The 25,398-nt window shown below is 46.0% G+C and carries 21 protein-coding genes; 3 read left to right on the top strand and 18 right to left on the bottom strand.

The window, feature by feature from the left end; translation table 11 throughout:
* Positions 1-52: 52 nt before the first annotated feature.
* From NYE45_RS12690 to NYE45_RS12680, 3 genes are all read right to left on the bottom strand, one after another.
* Entirely contained in the window at positions 53-1,156 is a 1,104-nt protein-coding gene (locus NYE45_RS12690; RefSeq protein ID WP_340016891.1) for an NADH:flavin oxidoreductase, read from the bottom strand.
* 331 nt (positions 1,157-1,487) lie between these two features.
* Positions 1,488-2,801: a hypothetical protein gene (locus NYE45_RS12685; protein WP_340016890.1), complete on the bottom strand. Its 1,314-nt coding sequence runs from the start codon at positions 2,799-2,801 to the stop codon at positions 1,488-1,490.
* 243 nt (positions 2,802-3,044) lie between these two features.
* Positions 3,045-4,094: a 2,3-butanediol dehydrogenase gene (locus NYE45_RS12680; protein ID WP_340016889.1), complete on the bottom strand. Its 1,050-nt coding sequence runs from the start codon at positions 4,092-4,094 to the stop codon at positions 3,045-3,047.
* A gap of 397 nt (positions 4,095-4,491) precedes the next feature.
* Here NYE45_RS12680 and NYE45_RS12675 point away from each other — a divergent pair, with 397 nt between their 5' ends.
* Complete coding sequence (locus NYE45_RS12675) at positions 4,492-5,529, top strand: LacI family DNA-binding transcriptional regulator (protein WP_340016888.1); 1,038 nt, start codon at positions 4,492-4,494, stop codon at positions 5,527-5,529.
* Positions 5,530-5,712: 183 nt separating this feature from the next.
* On the opposite strand, the gene NYE45_RS12670 is transcribed toward NYE45_RS12675, so the two are convergent.
* Both NYE45_RS12670 and NYE45_RS12665 read right to left on the bottom strand, forming a co-directional pair.
* Positions 5,713-6,681, bottom strand: coding sequence for a D-2-hydroxyacid dehydrogenase family protein (locus NYE45_RS12670; protein WP_340016887.1), 969 nt, complete (start codon positions 6,679-6,681; stop codon positions 5,713-5,715).
* 81 nt (positions 6,682-6,762) lie between these two features.
* A complete protein-coding gene (locus NYE45_RS12665) occupies positions 6,763-7,344 on the bottom strand; it encodes a TetR/AcrR family transcriptional regulator (protein ID WP_340016885.1) in 582 nt (193 codons plus the stop codon).
* A 287-nt stretch (positions 7,345-7,631) separates the two neighbouring features.
* Between NYE45_RS12665 and NYE45_RS12660 the strand changes: the two genes are divergently transcribed.
* On the top strand, positions 7,632-8,852 hold the full coding sequence (locus NYE45_RS12660) for an MFS transporter (protein WP_340016884.1): 1,221 nt from the start codon (positions 7,632-7,634) through the stop codon (positions 8,850-8,852).
* Positions 8,853-8,877: 25 nt separating this feature from the next.
* On the opposite strand, the gene NYE45_RS12655 is transcribed toward NYE45_RS12660, so the two are convergent.
* The 13 genes from NYE45_RS12655 to NYE45_RS12595 form a co-directional block, all read right to left on the bottom strand.
* The gene (locus NYE45_RS12655; RefSeq protein ID WP_167350827.1) at positions 8,878-9,039 is read right to left on the bottom strand and encodes a hypothetical protein; all 162 of its coding nucleotides are present in this window, start codon (positions 9,037-9,039) and stop codon (positions 8,878-8,880) included.
* 14 nt (positions 9,040-9,053) lie between these two features.
* A complete protein-coding gene (locus NYE45_RS12650; protein ID WP_340016883.1) occupies positions 9,054-9,527 on the bottom strand; it encodes an SRPBCC family protein in 474 nt (157 codons plus the stop codon).
* A gap of 163 nt (positions 9,528-9,690) precedes the next feature.
* Positions 9,691-10,782, bottom strand: coding sequence for an HD domain-containing phosphohydrolase (locus NYE45_RS12645; RefSeq protein ID WP_062834101.1), 1,092 nt, complete (start codon positions 10,780-10,782; stop codon positions 9,691-9,693).
* A gap of 285 nt (positions 10,783-11,067) precedes the next feature.
* Positions 11,068-12,903, bottom strand: a complete 1,836-nt coding sequence (locus NYE45_RS12640; RefSeq protein WP_340016882.1) for a UbiD family decarboxylase — start codon at positions 12,901-12,903, stop codon at positions 11,068-11,070.
* 211 nt (positions 12,904-13,114) lie between these two features.
* A complete protein-coding gene (locus NYE45_RS12635) occupies positions 13,115-14,446 on the bottom strand; it encodes a HAMP domain-containing sensor histidine kinase (RefSeq protein WP_340016881.1) in 1,332 nt (443 codons plus the stop codon).
* 2 nt (positions 14,447-14,448) lie between these two features.
* Positions 14,449-15,117, bottom strand: coding sequence for a response regulator transcription factor (locus NYE45_RS12630; RefSeq protein ID WP_340016880.1), 669 nt, complete (start codon positions 15,115-15,117; stop codon positions 14,449-14,451).
* Between the two features lie 28 nt (positions 15,118-15,145).
* Positions 15,146-17,110 carry an ATP-binding cassette domain-containing protein gene (locus NYE45_RS12625; protein WP_340016879.1) on the bottom strand — a complete coding sequence of 655 codons (1,965 nt, stop codon included), beginning with the start codon at positions 17,108-17,110 and terminating at the stop codon, positions 15,146-15,148.
* Positions 17,111-17,304: 194 nt separating this feature from the next.
* Positions 17,305-19,236 (bottom strand): S-layer homology domain-containing protein, encoded by a 1,932-nt coding sequence (locus NYE45_RS12620; RefSeq protein ID WP_340016878.1) that lies wholly within the window; start codon positions 19,234-19,236, stop codon positions 17,305-17,307.
* A 72-nt stretch (positions 19,237-19,308) separates the two neighbouring features.
* Positions 19,309-20,340 carry a dockerin type I domain-containing protein gene (locus tag NYE45_RS12615; RefSeq protein ID WP_340016877.1) on the bottom strand — a complete coding sequence of 344 codons (1,032 nt, stop codon included), beginning with the start codon at positions 20,338-20,340 and terminating at the stop codon, positions 19,309-19,311.
* 192 nt (positions 20,341-20,532) lie between these two features.
* A complete protein-coding gene (locus NYE45_RS12610; protein WP_340016876.1) occupies positions 20,533-21,825 on the bottom strand; it encodes an amidohydrolase in 1,293 nt (430 codons plus the stop codon).
* 78 nt (positions 21,826-21,903) lie between these two features.
* Complete coding sequence (locus NYE45_RS12605; protein WP_062834093.1) at positions 21,904-22,197, bottom strand: hypothetical protein; 294 nt, start codon at positions 22,195-22,197, stop codon at positions 21,904-21,906.
* A gap of 73 nt (positions 22,198-22,270) precedes the next feature.
* Positions 22,271-23,368 (bottom strand): saccharopine dehydrogenase NADP-binding domain-containing protein, encoded by a 1,098-nt coding sequence (locus NYE45_RS12600; protein ID WP_340016875.1) that lies wholly within the window; start codon positions 23,366-23,368, stop codon positions 22,271-22,273.
* On the bottom strand, positions 23,352-24,059 hold the full coding sequence (locus NYE45_RS12595; protein ID WP_340016874.1) for a class I SAM-dependent methyltransferase: 708 nt from the start codon (positions 24,057-24,059) through the stop codon (positions 23,352-23,354). Before NYE45_RS12595 ends, NYE45_RS12600 begins: the two co-directional genes overlap by 17 nt.
* A gap of 129 nt (positions 24,060-24,188) precedes the next feature.
* Here NYE45_RS12595 and NYE45_RS12590 point away from each other — a divergent pair, with 129 nt between their 5' ends.
* Entirely contained in the window at positions 24,189-25,298 is a 1,110-nt protein-coding gene (locus tag NYE45_RS12590; protein ID WP_340016873.1) for a LuxR C-terminal-related transcriptional regulator, read from the top strand.
* Positions 25,299-25,398: the final 100 nt, after the last annotated feature.

The raw sequence follows: 25,398 nt of genomic DNA, 5'->3' as shown, positions 1-25,398 counted from the left end.
TCGTTGCCGTTCAGCGTTAGTTCACCTTTCACCAAACGTTCTTAGGCTTCTATTAATGGAGTGTTTGCAACACTTCCGTTGTAAAAGGAATGATTTCAGATGGGCGACCTTCACGAACTTTGGCAGGCCATTCTGGATCACTCAGCAGAACGCGGCCCAGGGCGATCAGATCAAATTCATTATTCTCCAGCTTATCATTTAATAAATCCAGATGGGCATCCCCTGTTCCCTGGTTCTCCGTTGCTCTGTCGACAAATTCAGCTTCCAGCCCTACCGATCCAACTGAAATAGCTGGTTTGCCTGTTATTTTTTGTGTCCAACCCGCAAGATTTAGCTCGGAACCTTCAAATTCTGGCAACCAGAACCGGCGTGTAGAGCAATGGAATATATCCACGCCTGCAGCACTGAGTGGTGCCAGGAATTGCTCCAATTGTTCCGGCGTTTCCACCAGGCGTGCATCATAATTCCCCATCTTCCATTGGGAGAATCGAAGCACAATTGGGAAATCAGGACCAACTGCCGCACGACAAGCTTCAATCACTTCAACTGCAAATTGGGTTCGCTGTACCAAATCACCGCCATACTTGTCGGTCCGTCGGTTCGTCTGCTCCCAGAAGAATTGGTCAATTAGATAGCCATGAGCTCCGTGCAGCTCAATGCCGTCAAACCCAATTCGCTGTGCATCCGCTGCGGCTTGGGCAAATGCTTGAACAAGACCTTGAATCTCCTCTTCCGTCAAGGGTTCACGTGATGGTTCTCCTGCCATGCTAACACCTGACGGACTTACCGGTTCAGCTTCAGCATTAGGCAAGTCGCCAGAACGACGCGCTGTACCCACATGCCACAATTGTGGCATGATTTTGCCACCTGCTTCATGTACTGCTTTCACTACGTTAGCCCATCCTTGCAGTGAATCTTCACCATGGAACAATGGAATACTCGCCCCACTGACGGAAGACGGATGATTAATACCTGTGCCTTCTGTAATGATAAGCCCCACTCCGCCTGCTGCTCTACGACGGTAGTATTCAACAACTTCTGGTCCAGGTACGCCCTCTGGTGAAAATCCACGTGTCATGGGTGCCATCACAATTCGGTTAGACAAGGTTAGCTTGTCCGAGGTGAAGGGTTTGAATAATGCTGAAGGTACGTTCATAGTATATTGCTCCTTTGCAATTGGAAGTATGGAACTCCGCACTCCTGTGAAATGCGTCATGCTTTTGTATATCGTAACAGGTTAATCCAGTTGACTGGTTTAAGGTTATTTCTCTATCCATTTTATAGTTTCTTAATTTTATTTTCAAATTTTCGAAGTTAGGCATTCATACTAATCTTATGGACAAAAAAAGAAAGCTACCTTGTGGCAGCCTCCATCAGAACAAACTGCCGCAGCAGTCCACCCGTATTCTACTACATCTTCAGGTATTTTCCCGGTCACCAATAATGTGGATGTAGCATAGTATATAATCCATAATCTTCCTTCCAATTTAATTAGCATTCACGGGGATATCACCGCGATTTACACGAAGTAATTTGCCTGACGAAGTCGATAATACATCCGGATCGGTACCGAGACCGAAGTAGAAATCTCCGTCATTCTCTTCGAATGACTTGGCGTACGTGTCCTGGTTAAAGCGTAAAATCTCATTCCACGTTGTGAGATCAGTCGATTGATAGACCCTGTTAATATAGAGATTAGCACTTTGCCGGGTGTACGTAAGCACATATACCTTGCCATCCCGCAACAGCACATCGGTAGGAAGCGCCTTGGCATCTGGCAGATTAACTCGTCTTGCCTGATTAATGTCGGTCATGACATTCAACGATTTGGGCAGCAGCTGTCCATCATTGAACACGCCTCCGGCTATATAGAGCAACTTATTATTAAAGTTAACATTTTTGCCTATTTTATTATAAGGAATCGTGCCCGTTTGATAGGTTAGCCCAGGCAGCATTTTGTTGCCATAGATGACAACGTCCCGTTTCTGAAGCTGTTCATTAATCTCCAGGATATTGGTTTTATCATTCCATATTTTATTGGCAGGATACATCATGCCAGAGGCAAATAATTTGCCATTAAGATGGAACATCGTATACGCCCGGAAGCCAAACGTATTGATGGTCGCATATTTCTGCCAAGTTTCACCTTCATCATGAGAGATTAATATAGTTGGTTTGGAGTCCGTACCCAGCGCGGCAAACATCTTGCCTTGATAGGATGCCAGATCGTATACGTGTACACCAAGCGGCAGATTGCGATATTTGGTCCATACATCCCCATCCAGACGATAGAAGTTGCCAAGTTCCCACTGCTCACTATCGGAATCATTGCCAGGAATATATAACTTGTCGTTCAATACTCTGTAGATATCAATCTGTTCCTCATCCACATACATCTTGGTCGATGGTAGAATGCCCGGGTTGCTGTTGGTTACCGACTGGGTCTTGAATTTTGCATTCGCTGTATCATAATAAATGACTGGAATAGGACCTGAATTCGGCGCTACGCCCAGATTGCTGCTATTTCCGTGACCCAAATATATTTTGCCGTTGTACAGTTGCATGTCCCAGACGTTATTGGCATAGGGTGTTTTGCTAAAAGGTCTCCCCAGCAGTTCAATCTTCGAAGTTACATCCGCTGAAATGATCGGTGCGTTCGACACCTTGGCAAGCCCACGTTCAGTCGCAGGTGGTTGACTCGTTGACGTGTTGTTTCTTGGCTTGGAGTTACCCATAAGCATCCAGCTCACTCCTGCAACGATAGTCAAAATGACGGCTGTCCATTTCGCATGTCTCTGCATGTCCGCTTCCTCCTTCATATTTTCATGATAAATCCCTTCACACCAAGATGATACAAATTGTATCTTTTTATACTATGTAAAACCACCCGTACATGCAACAAATTCCGCCCGATCTATACAAAAAAAATAGACAATCGCATCGAAAGATACGTTGTCTATTTGTAATCATCCTATTGCCGCTGTCTACTGGATTTTTAGTAATTTCAACCCGGCTTCATACTTCTTTTTTCGTTTGCTGCTCTATTATTCTGCTTTCACCAGAATCTTAACCTGGTTTTTCTCTTTCAGCAGCGCTTCAAATCCATGCTCCACCACTTCATCCAACGTAATTCGTTTGGTCACCAGCTTCTCTGCCGGGAAGAAACCTTTATCCATCAGACTGATGACTGCCGGGAATACATCGCGATAACCGATAATACCATTGACCGTACGCTCTTTCATGACAATAGAGTTCGGAAGAATCGGTGCTTCCTGTTCAAAAATGCTGACGATCATCAACTCTCCACCAATACGTGTCGAATCGATGGCTTGTTGCAGTACACGTGGAACACCCGTTACTTCATAGGCTACGTTAACGCCGCCTTGTGTACGTTGATGGATCTCTTCCACCACTTTAAACTGCGTTGGGTCTATCACAATGGCACCCAGCTCTTCGGCTTTTGCTTTCCGTTCATCCGATAGCTCCACAACATAAATATCCGACGCTCCCGAAGCCTTGAGTGCTTCAATGACCAAAAGTCCAATCGGACCTGCCCCAAACACAGCTGCGGTATCGCCCACTTTCAGCTTGCTTTGACGTACTGCGTGAAGTGCTACAGCCGAAGGCTCAACCAATGCACCTTGCTCATACGAGATTGAATCTGGTATAGCATGGACCATGGATTCTGCAGCAGTTACATACTCGGAGAAACCTCCTCCGCCTCCAGCGAGACCAAGGAAACCCATCTGATCGCACAGATTGTATCTGCCCTGTTTACAAGCTTCGCAGTGTCCACATGCATAGATTGGTTCTACCACAACACGATCGCCCGCTTTGAAACGGGTAACGCCTTCGCCTACTTCAACGACCTGTCCTGAGAATTCATGGCCCATAACTACAGGCGCTTGTTCCCCTGTTAGCGGATGCGGTGCTTGAGCCGGAATAAAGATCGGCCCTGCTGTGTACTCATGCAAATCACTGCCGCAGATGCCGCACCATTCCACTTTTATTTTGACCTTACCTTCTTCAGGATGAGGTTCATTAATATTTTCAAGACGTAAATCTTTGACTCCATGCCAACGTAATGCTTTCATTCAATTCATCTCCCAGATCATAAGTTATGATATAATCGGAAACGTTTCCGTAAATTAAATATGTCACATTTTAGATACGCTGTCAAACAAATTTCTCCACGAATATGTCTATCTCGTGATCATATCAAGTTCAATTTTGAATGCTCATACTTTAATTTTAGTTGTCTTTGCTGTATCACAAGCGATGTGATCCATGTTATTAACATATATACGACAGCTGTTATGACTGATATCATGACAGACCGATTGAAATTTAATCAAAGCCTCCACATAAATCTGGTCCTTTCATGGGATACTTCATCGCTCAAATGTTATAATCAAGTTATATAAACATCGTGAAATGCATACATATCCCGATAATTCGGAATCGTTTCCGATAAAGAGAGGTAACCATACATTGAGTAAAGAACAGAAACTTACGATCAAGGACGTGGCAGAACGTGCTGGCGTGGGCATCGCTACCGTATCCCGGGCCATCAACAATTCAGAAGGCATCAGCAGTAAAACACGAGATAAGGTGATGCAGGCTATTGAAGAACTTGGATTTGTACCCAACACCTCTGCACAGAGTCTGAAAATCCGGCAAACGCACCAGATCGCGCTCGTTGTACCCGACATACGTAACGCCATCATTCCGGAAATTTCCTGGTCCGTGGAGCAAACCGCGAAGCAGCATGGATACCATGTCGTGCAGATTAATACGGCGGGCAATGCGCGAACGGAACTGGAAACCATTCGTAATGTGAAAAAACTGCATGTGGACGGGCTGATCTTCATGCCCCTCGCGTATCCCAAAACTTTGCCCGGACTGATTGATAAAGCCCCCCTCCCTATCTCCATGATTAATTACGGAAAGAAACTGGAACCGGGCATGAAGGCGGATATCGTCTCCTTGTCTCAACCTGAAGGCAAATTGGTGATGGAACATCTGTTCAAGATCGGTCGAACCCGAATTGCATATGCAGGAGCACCCAAGGACATTATTGAAGAACGCTTCCGTGCTTATGAACATGCCGTTGGCCATGTGGATATTTCTCTCGTCTATTTTGGTGAGGACTTTTCATTGAATACAGGGGCCAATGCTGCCGATTATTTCTACGGACTTACGCATATGCCAGATGCGGTCTATGCCATTAATGATATGGTTGCCATCGGATTGGTTAATCGCTTCAAGGAGTTGGGGGTGCGTGTGCCCGAAGATGTGGCAGTAGTGGGCGTGGATAACAATCAATGGACTACCGTCTCGTCTCCACAGATTAGTTCTGTATCCATTATGGGAGAAGAAGTCGCCAGACTTGCTACCGAGCTGCTGTTAAAACGAATTCGGGAGATGAACACGACCGACTACGAGCACATTCAATTTGAACCGCGCCTAATCGTTCGCGAATCGAGCGTTGCCATGATCCGTTCTTCTTCGCAAGGACCGCACCGTTAAACTTGGCGACTGAAATAGAGCAGAATACCTTACAGCTCCGGCTGAGGCTATCTCTTCATTTCTTTTTCTACACAGTTACACTAAAAAAGGTGTTGCTCAGGGATGGTTATTTCCTGGCAGCACCTTTTTTGTCTTTGAGTCTATACAACTATAGGGTAAATGGTTATTCAGCATACATTCCTTCTAAGGAAGCAGTTGCCTGATCGGTGTTCCCTTCAGGAACATCTCTATATTTTCTACGGTATGATGATAATAGATCTCATAATTGCCACGAGTTACATAACCCAGATGTGGTGTGGCCAAGACGTTGGGCAATGTTCGCATGATATGGTTAACAGGCAGTGGTTCCTGCTCATATACATCCAGACCTGCACCTGCAATCCAACCACTCTGCAATGCCTCCACCATAGCTTCCTGATCGACAATGCCCGCTCGTGACGTATTAATTAATAGCGCATGAGGTTTCATGTGTTGAAATTCAGCTTGTCCGATCAAGTTGCGCGTTCGATCACTTAATACGAGATGAATGGATACGATGTCGCTCTGTGCAAGCAGTTGCTCCTTGGTTTCGGCCCAGATGACACCATGTTTTTCGGCTTTCTCTCGTGTCAGATTTTCGCTCCAGGCCATCACATCCATACCGAATGCTTGTGCGATCTCAGCCATACGAGTACCTATTTTGCCCAAACCGAGCAATCCAAGTGTTCTCCCATACAGATCCAACCCGACCGTGCTCTGCCAGTTTCGATTGGAGCGAAGTGCATTATTTTCCGTAACTAATTGTCTGGACAGTCCCAGAATGAGCGCCCACGTAAGTTCGGTCGGCGGGTTGGAGCTGCCCTCGGTTCCACACACAATGATCCCGTTCTGCTCCGCAGCCTTGAGGTCTATGGATGCATTGCGCATACCACTTGTAATCAGAAGTTTTAACCGCGGGAGCTGCGAAATGACATTCTCCGGAAACGGTGTGCGTTCCCGCATCAGGACCACCATATCGAAATCCTGCAATTCCTGGATGACTTTTTCTTCCGAACCCATATAGTTGTTGAATGTCTGAATCTCCACCCGATCCATCAACGCACTCCAGTCCGCCGACGTCAACGCAACGTTCTGATAATCATCCAAAACGGCACACCGCAACTTCGTATTCATTCCTGATCTCCTCCTATACCTGCTCAATTCATAACTATATTGTAGCAATTCCGCATCAATTTAAACAAACATCATCCCCCACTAATTCAGTAAAGACAATGTAACATGGATGCTTTGCTCTACAAAAGAGCGGTCTGGTCCTGATTTCATCAATACAGTCAGTCCAATCATTGATACGACCAGAGACTGTGCGACCGCAATCGCATCCATATCCGCAGACAACTCCCCGCTCTGTTGCCCTCTTTCTATCGTTTCCTTGAAAAGAACACCCAGGTACATCTGATGCTCCCTTGTAAGGACAGCAAATTTGGGATCATGCGGGGCCAGTTCAACCATTGTATTAATGCAAAAACAGCCGTGACTGGGCTCGGTCACACTTCCCTCTGCTCCAATATGTTCAAACAGTCCACGAAAGGCTTTTCGCACGGAGGTGCCCTGCTGAAGTCTGGCTCTGACTTGAGCCGCATGCTGAGTGGTATACCTGCGAAGCGCTGTTTCAAATAATTCCTTTTTATCCCCAAAAGCTGCGTACAGACTGGGGCGTTGAATGCCCATCGCAGTCGTCAAATCACTCAAAGATGCCGCTTCGAATCCCTTGTCCCAGAACGTATGCATCGCTGCATCAAGTGCTTTATCCGTATCAAATTCCCGTTGTCTAACCATAAAATCCACCTCTTTATGTATCGATCAGTATTTATTATATTGTAATCTCACTCTTATTACAAAGTCAAAACCAAATAACCGGAAAGGAATTTTTTGGCTATAAATGAATCAAATAATCTTTATATAACAGCTATCGGATTGTTATTATGTCATCGCAGTCTCTGTGTAAATATTCTTTAGTTCAACCCTCACCTAAATCACTGTTGACAGGATTCCCACAATTAAAGTATGGTTATGCGGAAACATATCATACCAATCGGTACACAATAGAAAGGTGACATCCATTCATGCAAACTTCTTCTCCAGATGCACAATTATCCCATAAGGATCGTCCCGCCATTTCACGGTTAGTCGCTCTTCTCTTTGCCGTGTGCAGCGGACTTGCGGTCGCCAATATCTATTATGCTCAGCCTTTGCTGGACTCCATTGCTCAAGAATATAACCTCTCTCCTTCGTCCATAGGTATTGTCATCACAGTGACTCAAATATGTTATGCACTGGGATTGTTCCTTCTCGTTCCACTTGGTGACCTCTTAAACCGTCGCAAGCTGATTATCATTCAGATGCTCTTATCTGTGCTTGCACTGGTTCTGGTAGGAACCTCACAGTCCAGCTCCCTCTTATTCACGGGCATGGCTGTCGTCGGTCTACTCGCGGTCATTACACAAACGCTTGTTGCCTTCGCTGCACACTTGGCAGCCCCCTCTGAACGTGGTCGCATTGTCGGACAGGTAACCAGTGGAATCGTCATTGGCATTTTGCTTGCACGAACGGTTGCAGGTACGCTGAACGATTGGCTCGGGTGGAGATCGGTATATCTCTTCTCCGCCAGCCTTACATTACTCGGAATTGTCGCCTTATATCTTGTGCTCCCAAGGCAGCAGTCCCCTCAAGTAAAACAAAGCTACTTCCGATTGCTCAGATCTGTCTTGCTACTGTACCGTGAATTGCCTGTATTACGAGTACGCGGTATACTGGCCATGCTGATTTTTACAGCCTTCAGCATCTTGTGGACTTCCATGGTTCTGCCACTAAGTAGCCCTCCACTGTCCCTGTCTCATACAGTCATAGGCGCATTCGGTCTCGCAGGAGCGGCGGGAGCGTTGGCTGCTGCTCGTGCAGGTAAGCTCGCCGATCGGGGACTTGGGCAAAAAACTACCGGCATCTCACTTGTCATTCTACTCTTGTCCTGGCTGCCCATCGGTTATGTCCATCACTCCCTGTGGTTCCTGATCCTGGGCGTTATCTTGCTTGATCTCGCCGTGCAGGCTGTACATGTTACCAACCAGAGCCTGATCTACGAAGTTCGTCCTGAAGCGCAGAGCCGCCTGACGGCCGCTTATATGATCTTTTATTCCATCGGCAGTGCGACCGGCTCCATCGTTTCTACCCAAGTATATGCATGGGCGGGCTGGACAGCGGTTTGCTGGTTAGGTGCAGGCGTTAGTGCAGCAGCCCTTCTGTTCTGGATGATCGATCGTTATATCAATCGGAATGCTGATCGTTGAATTAAGGCGAGACTTCAGATATGCCCTAGTCCAGTTTATTCCACACAACAATAAAAAGGGTTGCTAACGGACCAACTAACAGGGAAATCAGAAACCAGTTCCGACCACTTCTGTTTTTTCCCTGAGCCAGTCCGGCATTAATCAAGGCAAGTGTGCCCCAGCCTACATAATATTCATTATCCATCAAACGTCTTCTCTCCTTTATTCATTCAATTCTGGATGCAGTTCAAGCATCGCTTTGAGCTTACGATTGCGACTCTCCAGAAATGCCTGCATGTATCTCTTGAGCACAAGTCGTTCGGTTACCCATCCCAGTAATCCCAGCGGAGCTTCGAATCGAAGTGTATCTCTCATGCAAGTTACCTGATCTCCAATTACGCTGAAATGATGTTCATGTCGCATGCTCTTGAAAGCCCCTTTCTCCATCTGATCTACAAAAAGGAAAGGTCGTTCAAACTGCCCGATACGGGACTTCAGCTTCTGTCTGACACCAAAATGAGTAGCCTGAAATGTAACTGTATCCCCTGCTCCAATTCTTCCTGTTGTTACACCTGCAACTGCACGCTCTCTCGTATGTTTCCAGACGGTCTGTGTATGTACATCAATATCCCGGGCATAGTCAAAGCACTGTTCAATCGAGGCATGTATCGTAATCTCGGTTGTCACTTCAATCATGGCGATCGCTCCTACAAAGGAAAAATAAGGTCTTTGCAAAGTATACGCTTGCTTTTCTTGTCGAACAACATATCAAGGATGATATAACAAAAAAAGGGTCCCCTGTCTTAGTACAGGAGACCCGTCTTTCATGTAATGATGAAAATAGCAATGACTATCGATATTAAATAAGCAATTCATCAATAGCAAGCGTACGCTCTTTGGAGAGATCACGATATTCTTCAGACTCCACTTTAATGAGCGGTTTGAAAATATCAGACGTATTGTTCATGACAATAACACCTTTTTCTCCGTTACTCAGCAAAACTTGTTTGCCGATGAAATTAGGAAGCAAATGTTGCATCAAAGCCTGAACCGGCTTTTCATTCAGTTTACCAAATCCCATTCCATAGATATCTCTAAGGTTGTTGATCAGGTTCGGATTACTGCCTCCGTGGCTTCCGGATCTCATACCAATATAGATGTCGGCTACAGATACAATCTGGGTATATGGATGAATTTCACTTTTCTCGAGCTGCATCGGATAACCGGAGCCATCTTCCCGCTCGTGATGCTGTAGAGCAACCAGTGCTGTCGCTTCATCCGTCATGGAATTTTTGATAATTTCATGACCATATATGGTGTGACGTTGCATTTCAAGCTGCTCGTCCGCTGTCAACGGTTCAGTTTTGTTCCGAATCCGATGGGATACTTTACACTTTCCGATGTCATGCAGATAGCCACCACGACTAATCTGGTAACTTTCCTTCTGAGAATATCCGAGCCAGTTCGCAAGGTAGAAGGACAACAAACCTACCTGGATTGAATGTGTATAGTTATTGACGTCATCGCGTTCCAGCATCATCAGGAGATGAACGACATCTTTCTGCTCATCCAGTCCCTCAACCATCGGTTGCAGTGCATCATCCACCATGGTGGCGTTGAACTTGCCAACAGTCAGAGCTTCGAGAAAAGCATTTTGATAATTATGTACAGTCTGAATAAATTGGGACTTCATCTCTTCTTCAGGCGGCTCTTCCTTCGTGCTTACGCTTGACCCGGAAGCATGCTTTGCCGCTGCAGCAAAAAATTCGGCCTCAGTAATTTCCTCTTCACGTGATTCAATATCTACATAATCTACACGGTGCTGCATAAGCAAGGAGATATCCTCACTTTTGATCACAGTTCCCTTCCCGAGAACGTGTAATCCTGCATCGCTGAATGTATCCGCAGTCAGACGGTCTCCGTCTTGCAGGTTCATAATATGGATTCTCAAATCGGTATTCCCCCTGAACAATTCATTATAGTAACAGCACCCAATGGATTGGGTCCACAAAAATACCTATACTTCTTTATATCGTTATAATTCTTCATTTCATACATAGTTCAAACGACCTTAATCGCAAAGGTAAATACGAACATATAAGACTTTATCCTCACTCCTGTATCTGAATTAGTCCCGGTTTTGAACATTTATTCACTTTTCTGTGAAAAATCGCTGTATCAGCATAAGCAAAAGAAGTTCAAACTCTTATGTTTGAACTTCTTAAAACATCACAAATTAGATTTTGATCGAACCCAGACTCGCCCCTTTAACAAAGAAACGTTCAATGCTCTTCTCGACCGAAGCATCGGCAATCAGCGGTGGTGCCTGATGAGGTTTGGTACGCGCATCAATAATAATCTGATCACAGCCCCAATGCTTGTGGTCATATCCGCTATTAACCCCATACATGTCATGTGAAGGGTTGCTTCGAGTAAAGGTTGCCCATAAGAAGTTGCTGAGGTTAGCACTCAGGAACGAACTGTCATCACAAAGAATGATCATCGGACACGAGTCCAGACCGCCTTGTTCCTTCAATAGAGACGTGAATGCTTGCATCTCTTGTGCTGTATCCGCATAACTCGTGAAGGCCGATGTCTGGATCGAAACGATGCCCGGCATAATGAGTTGCGCATTTTCATAACCTCGAATGTTTTTCAAAGACTCCGGCACTTCCGTGCACAGATCCCGAATCTTGTCGCCATAGGCTGCAAAAACAACTTTGCTGCCGCTGTTCAGCCCTGTACCCGAGTAATCCAATGTATCAATGGTCGTATGGGTATGGAAATGAATATCCCGCTGCATATCCATGCGTTCCAAGATATAGGTCAGGAATTCAACTTCTTTATGGGTGTCCAAAGGCTGCTGATCCTCTGCAGTAATGAACAGATACTTGGCCAAACTGAGCTGCCCTGTTCCCAGGATACGATTGGCAATCGTGAGCAGCTCTGTTGGCTGCTTCACCGCCTGATAAGGCGTGTATCGTTCACTACCAATGGCAAACAGCAATGGATGGACCCCTGCCGCATCGACCGCATGCACTTCTTTGACGCCAGGAATCTCCTGTTTGATCGCGTCTCCGGTAATCTCATGAATCAAATCGCCAAAAGCCGTATCCTCTTGCGGTGGACGACCAACAACCGTAAACGGCCAGATGGCATTAGGTTTGGCATAGACTTTATGCACACGCATTAGCGGGAATTCATGCGTCAGACTGTAGTAACCCAAATGATCTCCGAACGGGCCTTCTGGCTTCGTCTCACCTGGGTAAATATCACCTGTGATGACAAAATCGGCATCATTGCTAATGCAATATCCATCCTTATAACTGTACCGGAAACGACGTCCAGCGAGCAGGCCTGCAAAAGTCATCTCACTGAGTCCTTCAGGCAGAGGCATCACCGCTGAGAGTGTATGTGCTGGTGGACCCCCGATGAAAATACTGACTTTCAGCGGTTCTCCCTTTTTGACAGCCTTGGCTTGATGTATACCAATGCCGCGATGAATCTGATAGTGCAATCCAATTTCCTTGTTCATTTCAAAATCGTTGCCACTCAGCTGAACCCGATACATCCCCAGATTGGAATTCATGATTCCTGGCTTATCCGGATCTTCGGAATATACTTGCGGCAGCGTCACGAATGCTCCACCATCCATGGGCCAGTGCTTGATGAGCGGCAGATCCGAGATTTGAATCTCCTGCGCGGAAACGGGTAGACTTATAGACTTCTGTTTCGGCAGCGCCTGCCATGCAGCAAGACCTGTGCGGACATGCTGAAATGGCGTCTTAAGCGCCTTCATGGGATCGTCACGAACTGCCATTACCCGTTGTACGCCTTCCAGCGTACCGCGGAACATGAACTTGCTTCGTTCCACCGTGCCGAACAGATTCGATACGGCCTGGAACTTCGAGCCTTTTACATTTTCGAATAACAACGCCGGGCCTTTAGCCTCGTGCACTTTCATGTGGATCGCTGCCATCTCGAGATGTGGATCAACCTCTTCTTTGACCCGAATCAAATGACCGTGCTGCTCCAGATCGTTAATACAATCTTCCATATTGCGATATTTCATTGGATAACTCCATTCTCTGTATGATTAAATTAAATAAGTTCATAGATTCACATAACGTCTCTTCTATTTTATCAAATGATCCACTGCTAAACAAAACTATATGTGAAAACTTGTCGCAAATACAAATGTCAAAAAGCAATATGGTAGCAATCTGAATCCTGAACGCGCAGGGACCGATTGTTTCCATATTGCTCTCTCTGTTCTGACCTGCCTAAGATGTAATAACCGACCTGGGAATCGTGACAATAAATTGCGTACCTTTTCCTACTTCGCTCTCTACATCAATTGTACATTGATGCAGTTTCAAAATTTTAATGACAATGGACAACCCCAAGCCATTACCTCGAAGCGAGCTGCTCCGCGCTTTGTCCACCATGTAGAATCGATCAAAAATATACGGTAGAGCTTCCTCAGGTATACCTTGTCCTGAATCTCTAATCAGTACCTTCACGAATGAAGATGACGTCTCAATCTCCACATGTATGGTACCCTGTGAACTGGTGTATTTGATCGCATTGTTTATTAAATTTTGCCAGACCTGATCAAACAAATCTTTGTCCACTGTGATCTCGCAGGGCAGTAGGTCTAATTCGATCTGGATGTCCTTCTGCGCCCACTGCGGCTCCGCCAGTAAGATCGTCCTTCTTAATTGTTCATCCAACTGGAATGTGGTGAAATGAACCGGATGATGCTCGGAATCTAGCGAGGCTAGCCGAAGCAGATTATCACTGAGCCTCGATAAGCGCAGCGTTTCCTCATAGATGATATCCAAATGCTCTTTCTGCTCTTCCAATGGGATAACACCATCTTGCAGTGCTCTGGTAAACCCTCTGATCGATGTGAGCGGAGATTGCATTTCATGAGAGACGTTGCTGACAAAGTCATCACGAACCGAATCAATTTTTTGCAACTCACTGGCCATATGATTAAAGCTCTCCATCAGTTCCCCAAACTCATCCTTATTATTATGTTTCAGGCGGACCGACAGGTCTCCCGATGACATCTCCTTCGCTGCAACCGTTAATCTCTTAATCGGTTTCACAATGTACCCGGACATCAACAAAATTAATAAGCTACCAATGACCAGTACCGTTAACAGTGAGGTTAAGAGCGTGTTTCGCAGTGTATGAAAAAGAGAGGAGAAATCGCTTTGGATCAAAAATGTGCCTATCCCCTCGCTCGTTCCGGGAACACCGATGGTCGCGATTCCTTCTTTACTGGACATAAACATTGCATCGGTTGTACCCGCCTCAAATAACGATTGAACTTTATCCTCTGGCAAGGAAGACAACACTTCACTTTGTTGATTCACGGGAGTAATATTCAAGCCGTACCGGGCAAAGATACCCAAGCTGGATTCCACTTTTTCCGGATCATCAATCAGGTTAATCATTGTGGCGATGTCTTCAGCAAAGGTAACCATAAAACGATCTGGCGTCTTTTCCTGTGTCCCACTATTGAGCATAAAGGAGAGAATCAGACTCACTAGAACAATTCCAATAAAAGTTGCTACGATTCGAAGTCGCAAGCTTTTCCTCAACATGTTCATGCCCGCTCCAGGCGATATCCAAGTCCTCTTATTGTTGAGATCACTAGCTCAGGTACAGGTTCAAGCCGCTCCCTTAACCGCTTGATATGCACGTCGACCGTACGCTCATCGCCTTCATAATCGATGCCCCATATATCATCTATAAGCTGTGTTCGTGTGAATATTTTCCCTGGCGAACTCGCCAGAGAAAATAACAATTCACATTCCTTCTTTTTCAATTCGATGGTTTGACCATCGGCAACGACCATCAGATTGCCCAAATCAATCGTTATACCACTGATCTGAATGATGTTCGATGAACTTTTGTTGTATCGTTTCAATAACGATTTTACACGCAGGATTAACTCTACCGGATCAAAAGGTTTAACCAGATAATCGTCTGAACCTGCATTAAATCCTCTAACCTTGTCCTTCGATTCTCCCTTGGCAGTTACCATGAGAATCGGGATATCCAGATAAGATCGGATATCTTCGGTAAGTTCAATACCGTCTATTCGTGGCATCATCACATCCACAATTGCCAGATCAACTTTCGTATGAGACAGGATATCTAATGCCTCTTGACCGTCTGGTGCTTCCAGCACGGAAAATTGATTCTTTTCAAGATAGATTCGGATTAATTTGCGGATATGGGAATCGTCGTCTACCACCAAAATCGTGTTCATGTAACCATTATCCTTTCCGCAATTGGTTTTATTCGTATCGCAAGGATTCCATCGGGTCCAATTTCGCTGCTTTTGATGATGGCATCAAACCGGCCACGATACTAATCGCTGTACTTACCACGATACCGAACAAGATATAATATCCTGAGAGATTAATAAGTTTTGCTCCAAATGCATTGTCCAATAGAATATTTAACACATAACTAATGACCACTGCAAAGATTACCGCAATAATACCACTAAATACACCTAATAAGGCAGATTCGGAGAAGAATATTCGCTTGATATCCTTCTTTCTCGCTCCAATTGCCCGAAGTATTCCAATCTCCTTCGTCCGTTCCACGACACTAATATAGAGTACTACCAATATCATGATACCGGATACGATCAACGAAATGCCTGCAATACCCGCGAGTACAATGGAAGCCATACTTACATATGTCGTGATATTCTCCATGACCTTGGCCATCTGGGAGCCTGCGAAGCCAGCGTCAACAGCAGCTTCATTGATATCATTTACATATTTCATATCGGTTGCATAGGCGTTAACCTGAATCGGTCCAATCGTTATTCCTTTGTCCGTATACATTGGCTCCAACGTCTCTGATGAGATGTATCCCGGGGATTGTTGCATTGGAGATCGTGGATCTGCTGCTTCATAGATTCCTGAGATCGTTACTTCTTTCTCCAAAGTTATTGGTTTATTATTGCTATCCATCTCATTGATATATAGAAACACGGACTTGCCGATCATGGATTCAGCTTGGTCATTTCCACTTAATTGTTTCGCCGTATCGAGAGGTAACAACATCTGATTTTCTACCGGCAGAACACCCGTTGTCATTAGTGCTGGATCAAAAGCATCCGTTAACGTCGTTAACTGCGTAAGTCCCACACTTTGTTCTTCATTCACCATAGTCGATTTTCCTGTAATGGTTGTGATCGTCTCTACATGATCCACATTAGGAAAATTGCGAATTGTCTCTACATCAGCTTCGGTAAATTGTTCACCTGGTGCCATCAATGCCTCGGGGCCTTGCATGTCTTTGGCTTCTTCACTCGGCTTCGTTATATCCACGAGCAAAGGGTCCATACTTGAATTGATTTCGTCATTCATATACGTCGTTATACCATTCCCCAAGGAGAGCATGAGGAGTACACTTAATATACCTATAGATCCACCCAATGCTACCAATACATTACGTTTGCCGTTTAGTTTCATATTTTTAAGTGCCATCTTGAATGAAGCAAGCAGGCTTAGGCTGCGGGAAGAATCCTGACCACTCTCGTAAACAGCCGTAGAAGGATCTTTCAGGTGAATATCATCACTAATGCGCCCCTCTTCAACCTTCACAATACGTGTACCGGAGTCAGCGACTTTCTGGGAGTGAGTTACGGCAATTACCAGCATTCCCTTTTTGGCTATACTGTCGAGCAAAGCGAGGATTTGATCTCCGTTTTCTCTATCCAGGGCACCCGTCGGTTCATCTGCGAGAATAATGTCTGGATTGTTGGATAAAGCCCGTGCGATGGAAACCCGTTGCTTCTGACCGCCGGATAACTGGTTGGGACGTTTGTTCAGATGATCTTTCAGCCCGACCTCTGTCAATATATCAACGGCACGTTGATTCCGATCCTTCTCATTTGTATCTGTCATTTGCATTGCAATCGTCACATTCTCGAGGACAGACAGATGCGGGATCAGATTGAAATTTTGAAAGACAAAGCCGATATTATTCTTCCGATAATCATCCATTTCTTTCTCGGTCATGGCACTTAAATTCTTGCCACGAACAACGACGTCCCCTTCATAATCGGAGTCCATGCCACCAATGATATTCATCAGCGTGGATTTACCACAGCCAGATTCGCCGAGGATGGAGACGAACTCCCCCGTCTCAAAGCTAAGGTTCAAACCATGGAGTACAGGAACTCTTTCTTTTCCATATAAGGTGTATGATTTCTTCACATTTTTAACTTCTAGTATTTTCATATGGATCTCTTCCTCTCCTGATCATGCACAATATCTATCTATTTGATGTTCATATCGTAACAAATTATTGTGAACTGATAATGAACTGGACCATTGCACCTATAAGAGGTTGTTCAAAGAACGATATGCAAAAAAACACCTACAGCTTACTTGAAATAAATCATTTCAAGTTAGTGTAAGTGTCCAAAATTTGATTAGATTAGTCCGGCTTTTGCAAGTAACCTTTTCACAATCGCCGCCGACTGTGCACGACTAATGTCTGCATCTGTCATCAGCTTGCCATCATCGCCTTGTACCAGCTCTTGTTTAATCGCCGATGCAACCGGCTCAGCTGCCCAAGCCTGTACTTTAGCGCTATCGCTGTATGTGCTCAGCAGACTTGTTGTCTCTGACGCGTCGGCCTGTGCCAGACCGACCAGTTTCATCGCACGTGACACAATAGTCAGCGCTTCCGCACGAGAAATTTCGCTGTTCGGACGGAAGGTATCGTCAGCATAACCTGAGATCAGGCCATAGGACACAGCCGTCTGAACCTCATCCTCATACCAGCTGCCTGTCTTCACATCCTTGAATGATGCTGCTTCTGCGCTAATCGGGGAGTGCAGACCCAAACCTCTTAACAAAACAGCCGTAAATTCTGCCCGCGTAATACTCCGGTCCGGCGCAAATACGTTCTCACCAGTACCTTCAACGATCAGACGGGATGCCAGATCCTGTACGTCATCACGACTCCAGTGATTCGTTACATCGCTGAATGTTGCCGGATGATAGATCAGGGCGTAAGTGCTGTTCGTCAAGCTATTAATAATAGCAGAATCTTGCCCGTTACCTTTCATCACCTTGGTCGGCACATGCAGAAGGCTGCCATCTGGCTGAAGCACAACTCCTGTCGTGATCTTTGAACCATCGACACCCTCTGGCAAAGTAATAGAGCGCTCTACATAGGAGTTAAAACGATCCACATTAACTTGCTGCCCATTCCAAATCGCTTTCACTTCAAAATCAACCGGAGTTGCAACCACTGTAGTGTTCTCCAGCTTGTCCGCTGCGGCCTGAATTGCTGTTTGCTTGGATGTCGCACTAGGCACAATAGCGATTTGAATGGTGATGTCTTCCAATGGAATCGTGTTTCCGAATTGGTTCAGAATCTGATCCACCTGAATCTGGTTAGCTGGAAGTGTGTACGTACCGCTATCAGTCTGAATGACAACTTCGGCATTACTTCCTTCCATCGTTTTGACCAGCTTGCCATTTAATTCACCAACGACCGCGCCCTTGCCAGTACCTGTAATCGGTAGCAGAAGCGTTCGCAATCCACTTCCAATCTGATTGATGACTTTGTCATTATCCACATGAACCGTGGTGGTAACCTGATTGTTTACCGTTGATGTGGTGGCCGTCGCAGATTGTTCCTGTTTCTGTCCGTTTACATAGATGTCTACGCCTTTGGTTACCGCTGGAGTAGATGGAACTGGGGTAACCACGGGTGTAGTAGGTGATACACTTCCTCCCGAAGAGGAACCTGGAGAACCCGAATTGCCACCACCTGAGTTTGCTGCTGTAATTGTGATTGTTCCACCGGATAATTCAGTGTAGTTCTCGTGCTCTACATTCGTGAAATTCCAGTGTTCTGCATCTTCACGATTTACCGTGAGTTTTTTCGTTCCTGGAGCCGCATTATTTTTGGCTTTGACCTCAATATCAAACAGCTGCTGTTCCACAGGTACTGGATGGTCACCTGCAGTCAAATCAGCCCAGATGATCCGTACCCAGCCAGCTTCGTTATCAATCTTATAATGAAAATTTGATTCATTATTTTCCACTATGGATGGAAAATTGCCGCCGTCATATTTAGGCGTGATACGTACGATCTCCAGTGCAGACGAATCATAATCAATCTGCATATTATAAGCGGTAACTGCCGCATAATGCGGTTGTTTTAACGTCACAGGAACATGCACGCTCTGCCCAGCCTGTACGCTGACATCCGTAAACTGTACCTGTGATGGTTCCATCGGCTCCGCCCCTGCTACACTCGGCAATACGAGCGACGAGAGTAACGTCAGTGCGATCAAACCTGACATTGTTTTTCTGATTCTTGGACGTTTCTTTTTCGGTTGAAGCATGTAATAACCTCCATAGTCTGTATTATTTGATAGATGGCACTGATGAACGTAATTGTTATCCCCTACTTAAAGTCAAGGGGGTGATGGAGGTCCTTCAACAGCTTGTTTACCACCAATCATCACTGTTCTTCCTCGGAATTGCTCATCGGAAGTAGATTGAGGTGTGATTTCGAGGAAAAGGTATTTCCCCACGTCGTTAGCAGTAATGGTGTACTCAGAGCTTATTGCTTCCGGGATTTCTGTCTTGCTTTCTCCCGTTGCATCCAAACCCCGGTACCATTGATAAAGCGTTGTATTATGGTAATCTCTATCTGCGTCAAAGTATTCGAATGTACTGGTTATCTTGACTCCGGTCTTCATCTCACCGATTAGCTGAGCATTCAATGCATACGGTGCATCGTCCAACTGCTTAAATGTCAATACATAACGGTTATCCTTGGCACCAAGCTTTGCAACAGAATAGCCTTCCAGCAAAGCCTGAGGATCAGACCAAAAAACTTCACCGTCTCGATTAGTATCCATCCGATTCATCTCAACAGCAGAATAAGAGCGACGGTTCAATTCGTTACGAAGATGCTTCAATAGCGCTGCTGCATCCGAAGAATTCACTTTGCCATCATTATTCACATCACCTTGTTTACTAATATAAAGTTCGAAATTATCCGTAACAGATTCTCCAGATAAAGTATAATTCGCTTTCAATTCGATATTGATCTTACCCCTTGTATAGGGAATAACCACCAATTTATTTTCATTGTTTACGTATACGCGAGCCACACTATCATCATCTGAACTAGCGCCGACCGAATCGTATGTGTTCAGTGGGAACTGGGTATTTAAATCAATGATAACTGTCTTATCCAGTGCCTCGATTGGTGTATACGACACGAGAGAATGCTGATTTGAATCTTCCGATGAACGACTCAACCATCGAATATCCTCACTAAGTACAGGTCGTGAAATAATGATATCTGAGCCAGCCGCACCCGCATTGACCTGCGGAAGCGTTCCACCTATAGGCAATGCAATGCCCAATCCGAGTGCAGTCAACATGCTTTTTTTCAATATCGGCTTAAGCCGTTTTTTGTTTTGTTTCCCCTTCAATTCATGTTCCTCCTCGTGTACATTTCAAATTTGAACAACTACATGCTCAGTATAACGAGTCATTCTGAACCGATTCTGAACAGGTCCATGGAACTATTCCCAATTGTAATTCGACAAAAAACGCCATGGATTAAGCCTCCATAGCGTTTTGAATACAAATCATTTTCCAGTTTGGATCAAATTGATCTAAAATTAAATTCCCTCAACGATTCGTTTGGCTCTAACCTTCACCTCACGGTAAAGTTCTTCCTCATTGATCGTGAGCAGCTTTCTGCCTCTCATGAGGATTTGACCATTCACGATCGTGGTGTCCACATCCGCACCGTTTACACTATATGCCAGTAGCGACTCTACCTCATGTACCGGTTGAAGATGTGGTTTGGCCAGATCAATCAGGATCAGATCAGCTTTGCACCCCACCTCAAGCATCCCCACTTCATGCTGAAGGCCAAGCAGATTAGCACTTCCGCGTGTAGCCATGTGTAGAACGTCCTTGGCTGGCAAGCGTGTGGGATCACCATAGTCCAGCTTTTGCAGCCAGGTCGCGGCTTTGATCTCCTCAAACATATCCACGGTTGTGGCACTTCCCGCTCCATCCGTTCCCATTCCCACGTTAATTCCTTGAGCCAACATCTCAGTAATCGGAGCAATTCCACAACCCAGCTTCAGATTACTGACCGGATTGTGCGCTACACCGCCGCGCATACCCTTCAATCTGCCGATATCCCTTCGATTCAGGTGTACACCATGTGCAAGCAGCACGTGTGCCTGTTCGAACATCCCCGCCTCTTCCAAATACTCTGTCGGCGTCATGCCATAGCGCTCACGAACTTTCATGACTTCTTCCTTCGTTTCAGCCAGATGAATGTGCAGCGGAATATCCTCCGCAACAGCCATGGCAATGACTTCACGGAGCGGCTCCACGGGACAGGTGTAGGGTGAGTGCGGTCCATACATGGTTGTAATCCGTCCCTCGGCCGCTCCAGACCAGCGCTCTACAAGATCGATTGCCTCCTGCAACCTGCGTCCACCATCATCCTCCAGAAATACCATCCCGCGTGTAAGCGATGCCCGCATACCCGTTTGCTTAACCGCTTCTGCAATCTCATCCATATGAATATACATATCCGCAAAGGCAGTGGTACCGGAGCGAATCATCTCGGCAATGGATAACTTGGCACCCCAATAGATGTCTTCCGGGTTCATACGTGCTTCAGCAGGCAGCATTTTGCGTTCGAGCCAGTCCATCAGCTTCAGATCGTCCGAGAATCCCCGGAGCAGGCTCATCGGTGTATGTTGGTGGCCATTTATCAGTCCCGGCATGGCAACCTTATTACGGCCATCGATAATCTCATCTTGCGGTTGAGGCAGAATGTGGTCCGCAATCTGCGTGATGCGATCTCCATCAACACGAATATCCCCCATGAAGGGGGCATCGGCATCTTTCATCGTTAGGATGGTCGCTTGCTGAATCAATATACTCATTACATTCACGGCTCCTCTGGATTGGTTATCGTTCCTTCCATATCCGAGGTTAAGCCTTCACGTAACGGCAAGGTCAAGTCATTTTAAATTTTGGATCGTCATCTTTCTGAAACTTTGTATAAAGGGTTTAGGGTCGATTTCAACCATATATGGATACACGCCTGTACTTGTGTGCAGATAGAAAAATCCACCTTCATCGCCCATTCGTCGAAATGACATGTCAAACACTTCCGTGATGTTGAACTCGCGGTATTTAGTCACGATTTTATCTGAATACAGAATCATGGAACGGGCATTCATCTCAATCTCTTGGGCGAGACCCGTCACTTCTCTCTGTACTTTATAATAAGGTAATACAGCAACGCAGTTCATGATCTCCCTCCATTCATACCATGATTATTGTTCCATCATAGCAGATCGGAGGGTACCCGCAAAAGACATGAAGCTAGGTGATCTTGGTTGTCACCTTTAGTGGCGTATGAAGTGCATCCTGAATGTCTTGCAAAGAAAGAACCTGTTCAATATGAAAAACACCATGTGGCAACGCTGTTCTATACACGCGTTCTGCCACGGCTGCTGCCACCGCCGCCGTCGCATCTGCTTCTTTATGGCCAACGAGCTGTTGTTCGACGCGTACTTGCTCACCATTTTCCCATCCGACGGCATCAACCTTGACCGCATACATCGGCTCTCCCCCAGGAATAAGGCCAAATGCCTTAACTGTTCCATTGCGAATAGATGGTGTCCGCAGCAACGAAAATAACCCTGCACGTTTGGAGATTGCCATGGATCTTGTGATCCAGCGTGAGTCCAGACAGAGTCTGGTAGATACGGTTGGGATCCGTAACGTCCGAGCAACCACATGCTGATCCGAAAAGTTAAATCGATAGGCCTTCCGGTTCCCCAGTTCCGCTCCAAAATCAATCCTTTTGCCATCTCCGAAACTTTGTACCTCAGCAGGTTTGCCCTTTTGCATCACCTGGTAGGTGGCATTCATCTGATCAACGGTCCATTCCACGGCAGCCTTCCCGTGTTTCTCGCCAAGTCCCAGCATTACGGTAATATCTGCTTCCTCCACCTGATCCATATGCATGGTCGCTTCGCGTACAAGCAGATTAGTCACTCCCGGTGATAATCCAACGCTGAGGATCGCGGTCGATTTGGAACGTTGCATTTTGGTGTGTAATTGTTCAACTTGGGCGAGAAAATCATATTTTGCAGAAATATCAATATAATCGGTACCGGCTTGTGCACAGGATTCAACGAACCGGGTATCGCTCTGATCCACACACATGATCACGAGCTTCACAGACCGTAACATGGACGGCTCCACAGGTCGTGTTACATCCAGTTGAAGCGGCAGTACAGCACCACCTGTTGATCGGCTGAATTCTTCCGCACGGTTCATGCGTGTACCCGCTGCCCACACTTTACCCGGGAATAATTTCCCCAGCTGAGTACATATCATCTGACCTACTTGACCATAACCACCAACCACCCAGATCTGATCTTTCACAGACTTCACGTTAGTTTCGACTTGCATAATATCCCTCCACCCAGAACGCCCCGAAGTAACGTGTAATATGTGAGAAACCGCATTCGGTCAGTAGCTGAGTCATCTCTTCTGAGGATATGGGATCGGATTCACGGCCCAAGGAAGCAGCAAAGCGCTCCCACTCTTCAGGAAGAACACCTGTACTCAACATGTGATCCTTCCAAGCTTGCATCATCAACGGATATGCGGGGGAACGAAGATCCGCATTTACAGCCGCAATGATCAGTGGTGCACCCGGTTTAAGTCTCGCTGCGAGGCTGGTCAGAAACGTTCTCTTGGCCTCCATCCCCTGAAGGAAATGCAACATAAGCATGCTCGTCGCCCCATCATATAAAATATCCTCCGGCAATTCTTCAACCGTGACAGGTTGCAGCTTCACTCTGGAACCGATGCCAGCTTCAGCGACTCGACTCTCGGCAAGTTGCAGCATGGGCTGTGAGGGATCTACTCCGGTCAATGTCCACTCCGCATGGCGTGATCCAAGCAAAGCAATTTCTTTTCCCCCTCCCGCTCCGGCTACAAGTATATGAATATCGTTGTTATCTGTAAGAGACGCTGCAAGCAGTCGTTCCATTAGATCATGCATATGAGAATAACCCGGAATCTTCAGGGCTATCGATTGTTCGTAGCGGTGTACATCTGCCGTTTCCCAGCTCATGGGTGATGGATTGTGACTCATGGATACTACACTCCTCTTGAATTGAAGTTAGACTTGACTCGCTGTTCGTCTAATTTCATTATAGAAGGATACGCCGAACCTACAATCCCAGAACATTGGGATATAAGCATAGCGAGAGGAGATATCTTGTTGACATCACGTATTGATCGGAACCACAGACTTATCACTTCTCTTGAAAAAGGAACCTGGACCTCGCGTACCTATCGGGAAGCTGTTCTGAAGCAGATCCATTCGGCGGTGTCTTATGACGCATACTGTTTCACCACCGTTGATCCGCTGACTCTTCTCTCCACAGGAGCTGTGACAGAAGATGGCATTGAAGCCATTCATGATCGGTTATTCATCAATGAATACATGGAAGAAGATATACATAAATACGCTGAATTAATTCGCAGCGGTGAACATACAGCAACACTTCATACGTCCATGAACGCACAACCTGAACAAAGCTCACGTTATCTCAACATTCTTCAGCCAGCGGGGTTCGGTGATGAACTGCGCGCTGTATTGGTCAATGGAGACGCTTGTTGGGGATACCTGACCCTGTATCGTAAGACCGAGAATGCTTTTTTTACAGAGGAGGAACGGTTGCTGATTGAAAGCTGGACTACTTCTATTGCATCCATGCTGCGTTCCACGAGTCTGACACTGATGGATGAGATCACGAGTGAAAGTCCCGAGGAACCTGGAATTTTGATCACCTCGGACACGTTCCAGCTCTTATCGCTGAACGCCCCGGCTCAATATTGGCTGTCCCAATTGCGTACGCTGGAACATGTAGGGCCAGACATTCTGCCCCGTCCGGTACGTGCAGTGAGTTCCCACTTGCAGCGCAAGAATCGGGCTGAACGGGCTGAAGATACGCCACTCGCTCCCGACTCGCCCTCCAAAGTCTGTATCCAACTTCCGGATGGGCGTTATCTCATCCTTCATGCCAGTCTTATGCAACAGCTCGCGGGACCGGATCAGATTGCTATTCGTTTGGAGCAGGCAATGCCGCAGGATTTGCTGCCCTTGCTCGCCGAAAGCCATGGATTATCCAGTCGAGAACGGGAACTGCTGGGTTATGTGCTGCGTAGCTATTCTTCCAAAGAGATTGCTGCCACGATGCATATTTCTGTATACACGGTTCAGGATCATTTGAAATCCATTTTTGCCAAAACCAAGGTATCTTCACGTCGCGAGCTCATCTGGTATTTCGTTTCCCGTTTCCAGCTGTCGGATGAGCCGGCCATATAAAGGCTGACAGGTAAGCAATTCATCTACAGTTCCAATTCACTTGGGTTACCAAAGCAAAAAAGCCACCATTCAGGCGACTTCTTAAGGGACGATAATCTTG

The organism is Paenibacillus sp. FSL K6-1318, assembly GCF_037976905.1.
GTDB lineage: Bacteria > Bacillota > Bacilli > Paenibacillales > Paenibacillaceae > Paenibacillus > Paenibacillus amylolyticus_A.
The sequence above is the reverse complement of the archived record's forward strand: the minus strand, read 5'-3'. Positions and strand labels throughout refer to the sequence as shown.

Excerpts from the sequence above, each read along its gene's own strand:
- NYE45_RS12625 (WP_340016879.1), bottom strand. The coding sequence starts at position 17,110 with ATGAAAATACTAGAAGTTAAAAATGTGAAGAAATCATACACCTTATAT.
- NYE45_RS12595 (WP_340016874.1), bottom strand. The coding sequence starts at position 24,059 with ATGAGTCACAATCCATCACCCATGAGCTGGGAAACGGCAGATGTACAC.
- NYE45_RS12620 (WP_340016878.1), bottom strand. The coding sequence starts at position 19,236 with ATGCTTCAACCGAAAAAGAAACGTCCAAGAATCAGAAAAACAATGTCA.
- NYE45_RS12670 (WP_340016887.1), bottom strand. The coding sequence starts at position 6,681 with ATGAATACGAAGTTGCGGTGTGCCGTTTTGGATGATTATCAGAACGTT.
- NYE45_RS12665 (WP_340016885.1), bottom strand. The coding sequence starts at position 7,344 with ATGGTTAGACAACGGGAATTTGATACGGATAAAGCACTTGATGCAGCG.
- NYE45_RS12690 (WP_340016891.1), bottom strand. The coding sequence starts at position 1,156 with ATGAACGTACCTTCAGCATTATTCAAACCCTTCACCTCGGACAAGCTA.
- NYE45_RS12600 (WP_340016875.1), bottom strand. The coding sequence starts at position 23,368 with ATGCAAGTCGAAACTAACGTGAAGTCTGTGAAAGATCAGATCTGGGTG.
- NYE45_RS12605 (WP_062834093.1), bottom strand. The coding sequence starts at position 22,197 with ATGAACTGCGTTGCTGTATTACCTTATTATAAAGTACAGAGAGAAGTG.
- NYE45_RS12680 (WP_340016889.1), bottom strand. The coding sequence starts at position 4,094 with ATGAAAGCATTACGTTGGCATGGAGTCAAAGATTTACGTCTTGAAAAT.
- NYE45_RS12660 (WP_340016884.1), top strand. The coding sequence starts at position 7,632 with ATGCAAACTTCTTCTCCAGATGCACAATTATCCCATAAGGATCGTCCC.
- NYE45_RS12635 (WP_340016881.1), bottom strand. The coding sequence starts at position 14,446 with ATGTTGAGGAAAAGCTTGCGACTTCGAATCGTAGCAACTTTTATTGGA.
- NYE45_RS12610 (WP_340016876.1), bottom strand. The coding sequence starts at position 21,825 with ATGAGTATATTGATTCAGCAAGCGACCATCCTAACGATGAAAGATGCC.
- NYE45_RS12640 (WP_340016882.1), bottom strand. The coding sequence starts at position 12,903 with ATGAAATATCGCAATATGGAAGATTGTATTAACGATCTGGAGCAGCAC.
- NYE45_RS12650 (WP_340016883.1), bottom strand. The coding sequence starts at position 9,527 with ATGATTGAAGTGACAACCGAGATTACGATACATGCCTCGATTGAACAG.
- NYE45_RS12630 (WP_340016880.1), bottom strand. The coding sequence starts at position 15,117 with ATGAACACGATTTTGGTGGTAGACGACGATTCCCATATCCGCAAATTA.
- NYE45_RS12685 (WP_340016890.1), bottom strand. The coding sequence starts at position 2,801 with ATGCAGAGACATGCGAAATGGACAGCCGTCATTTTGACTATCGTTGCA.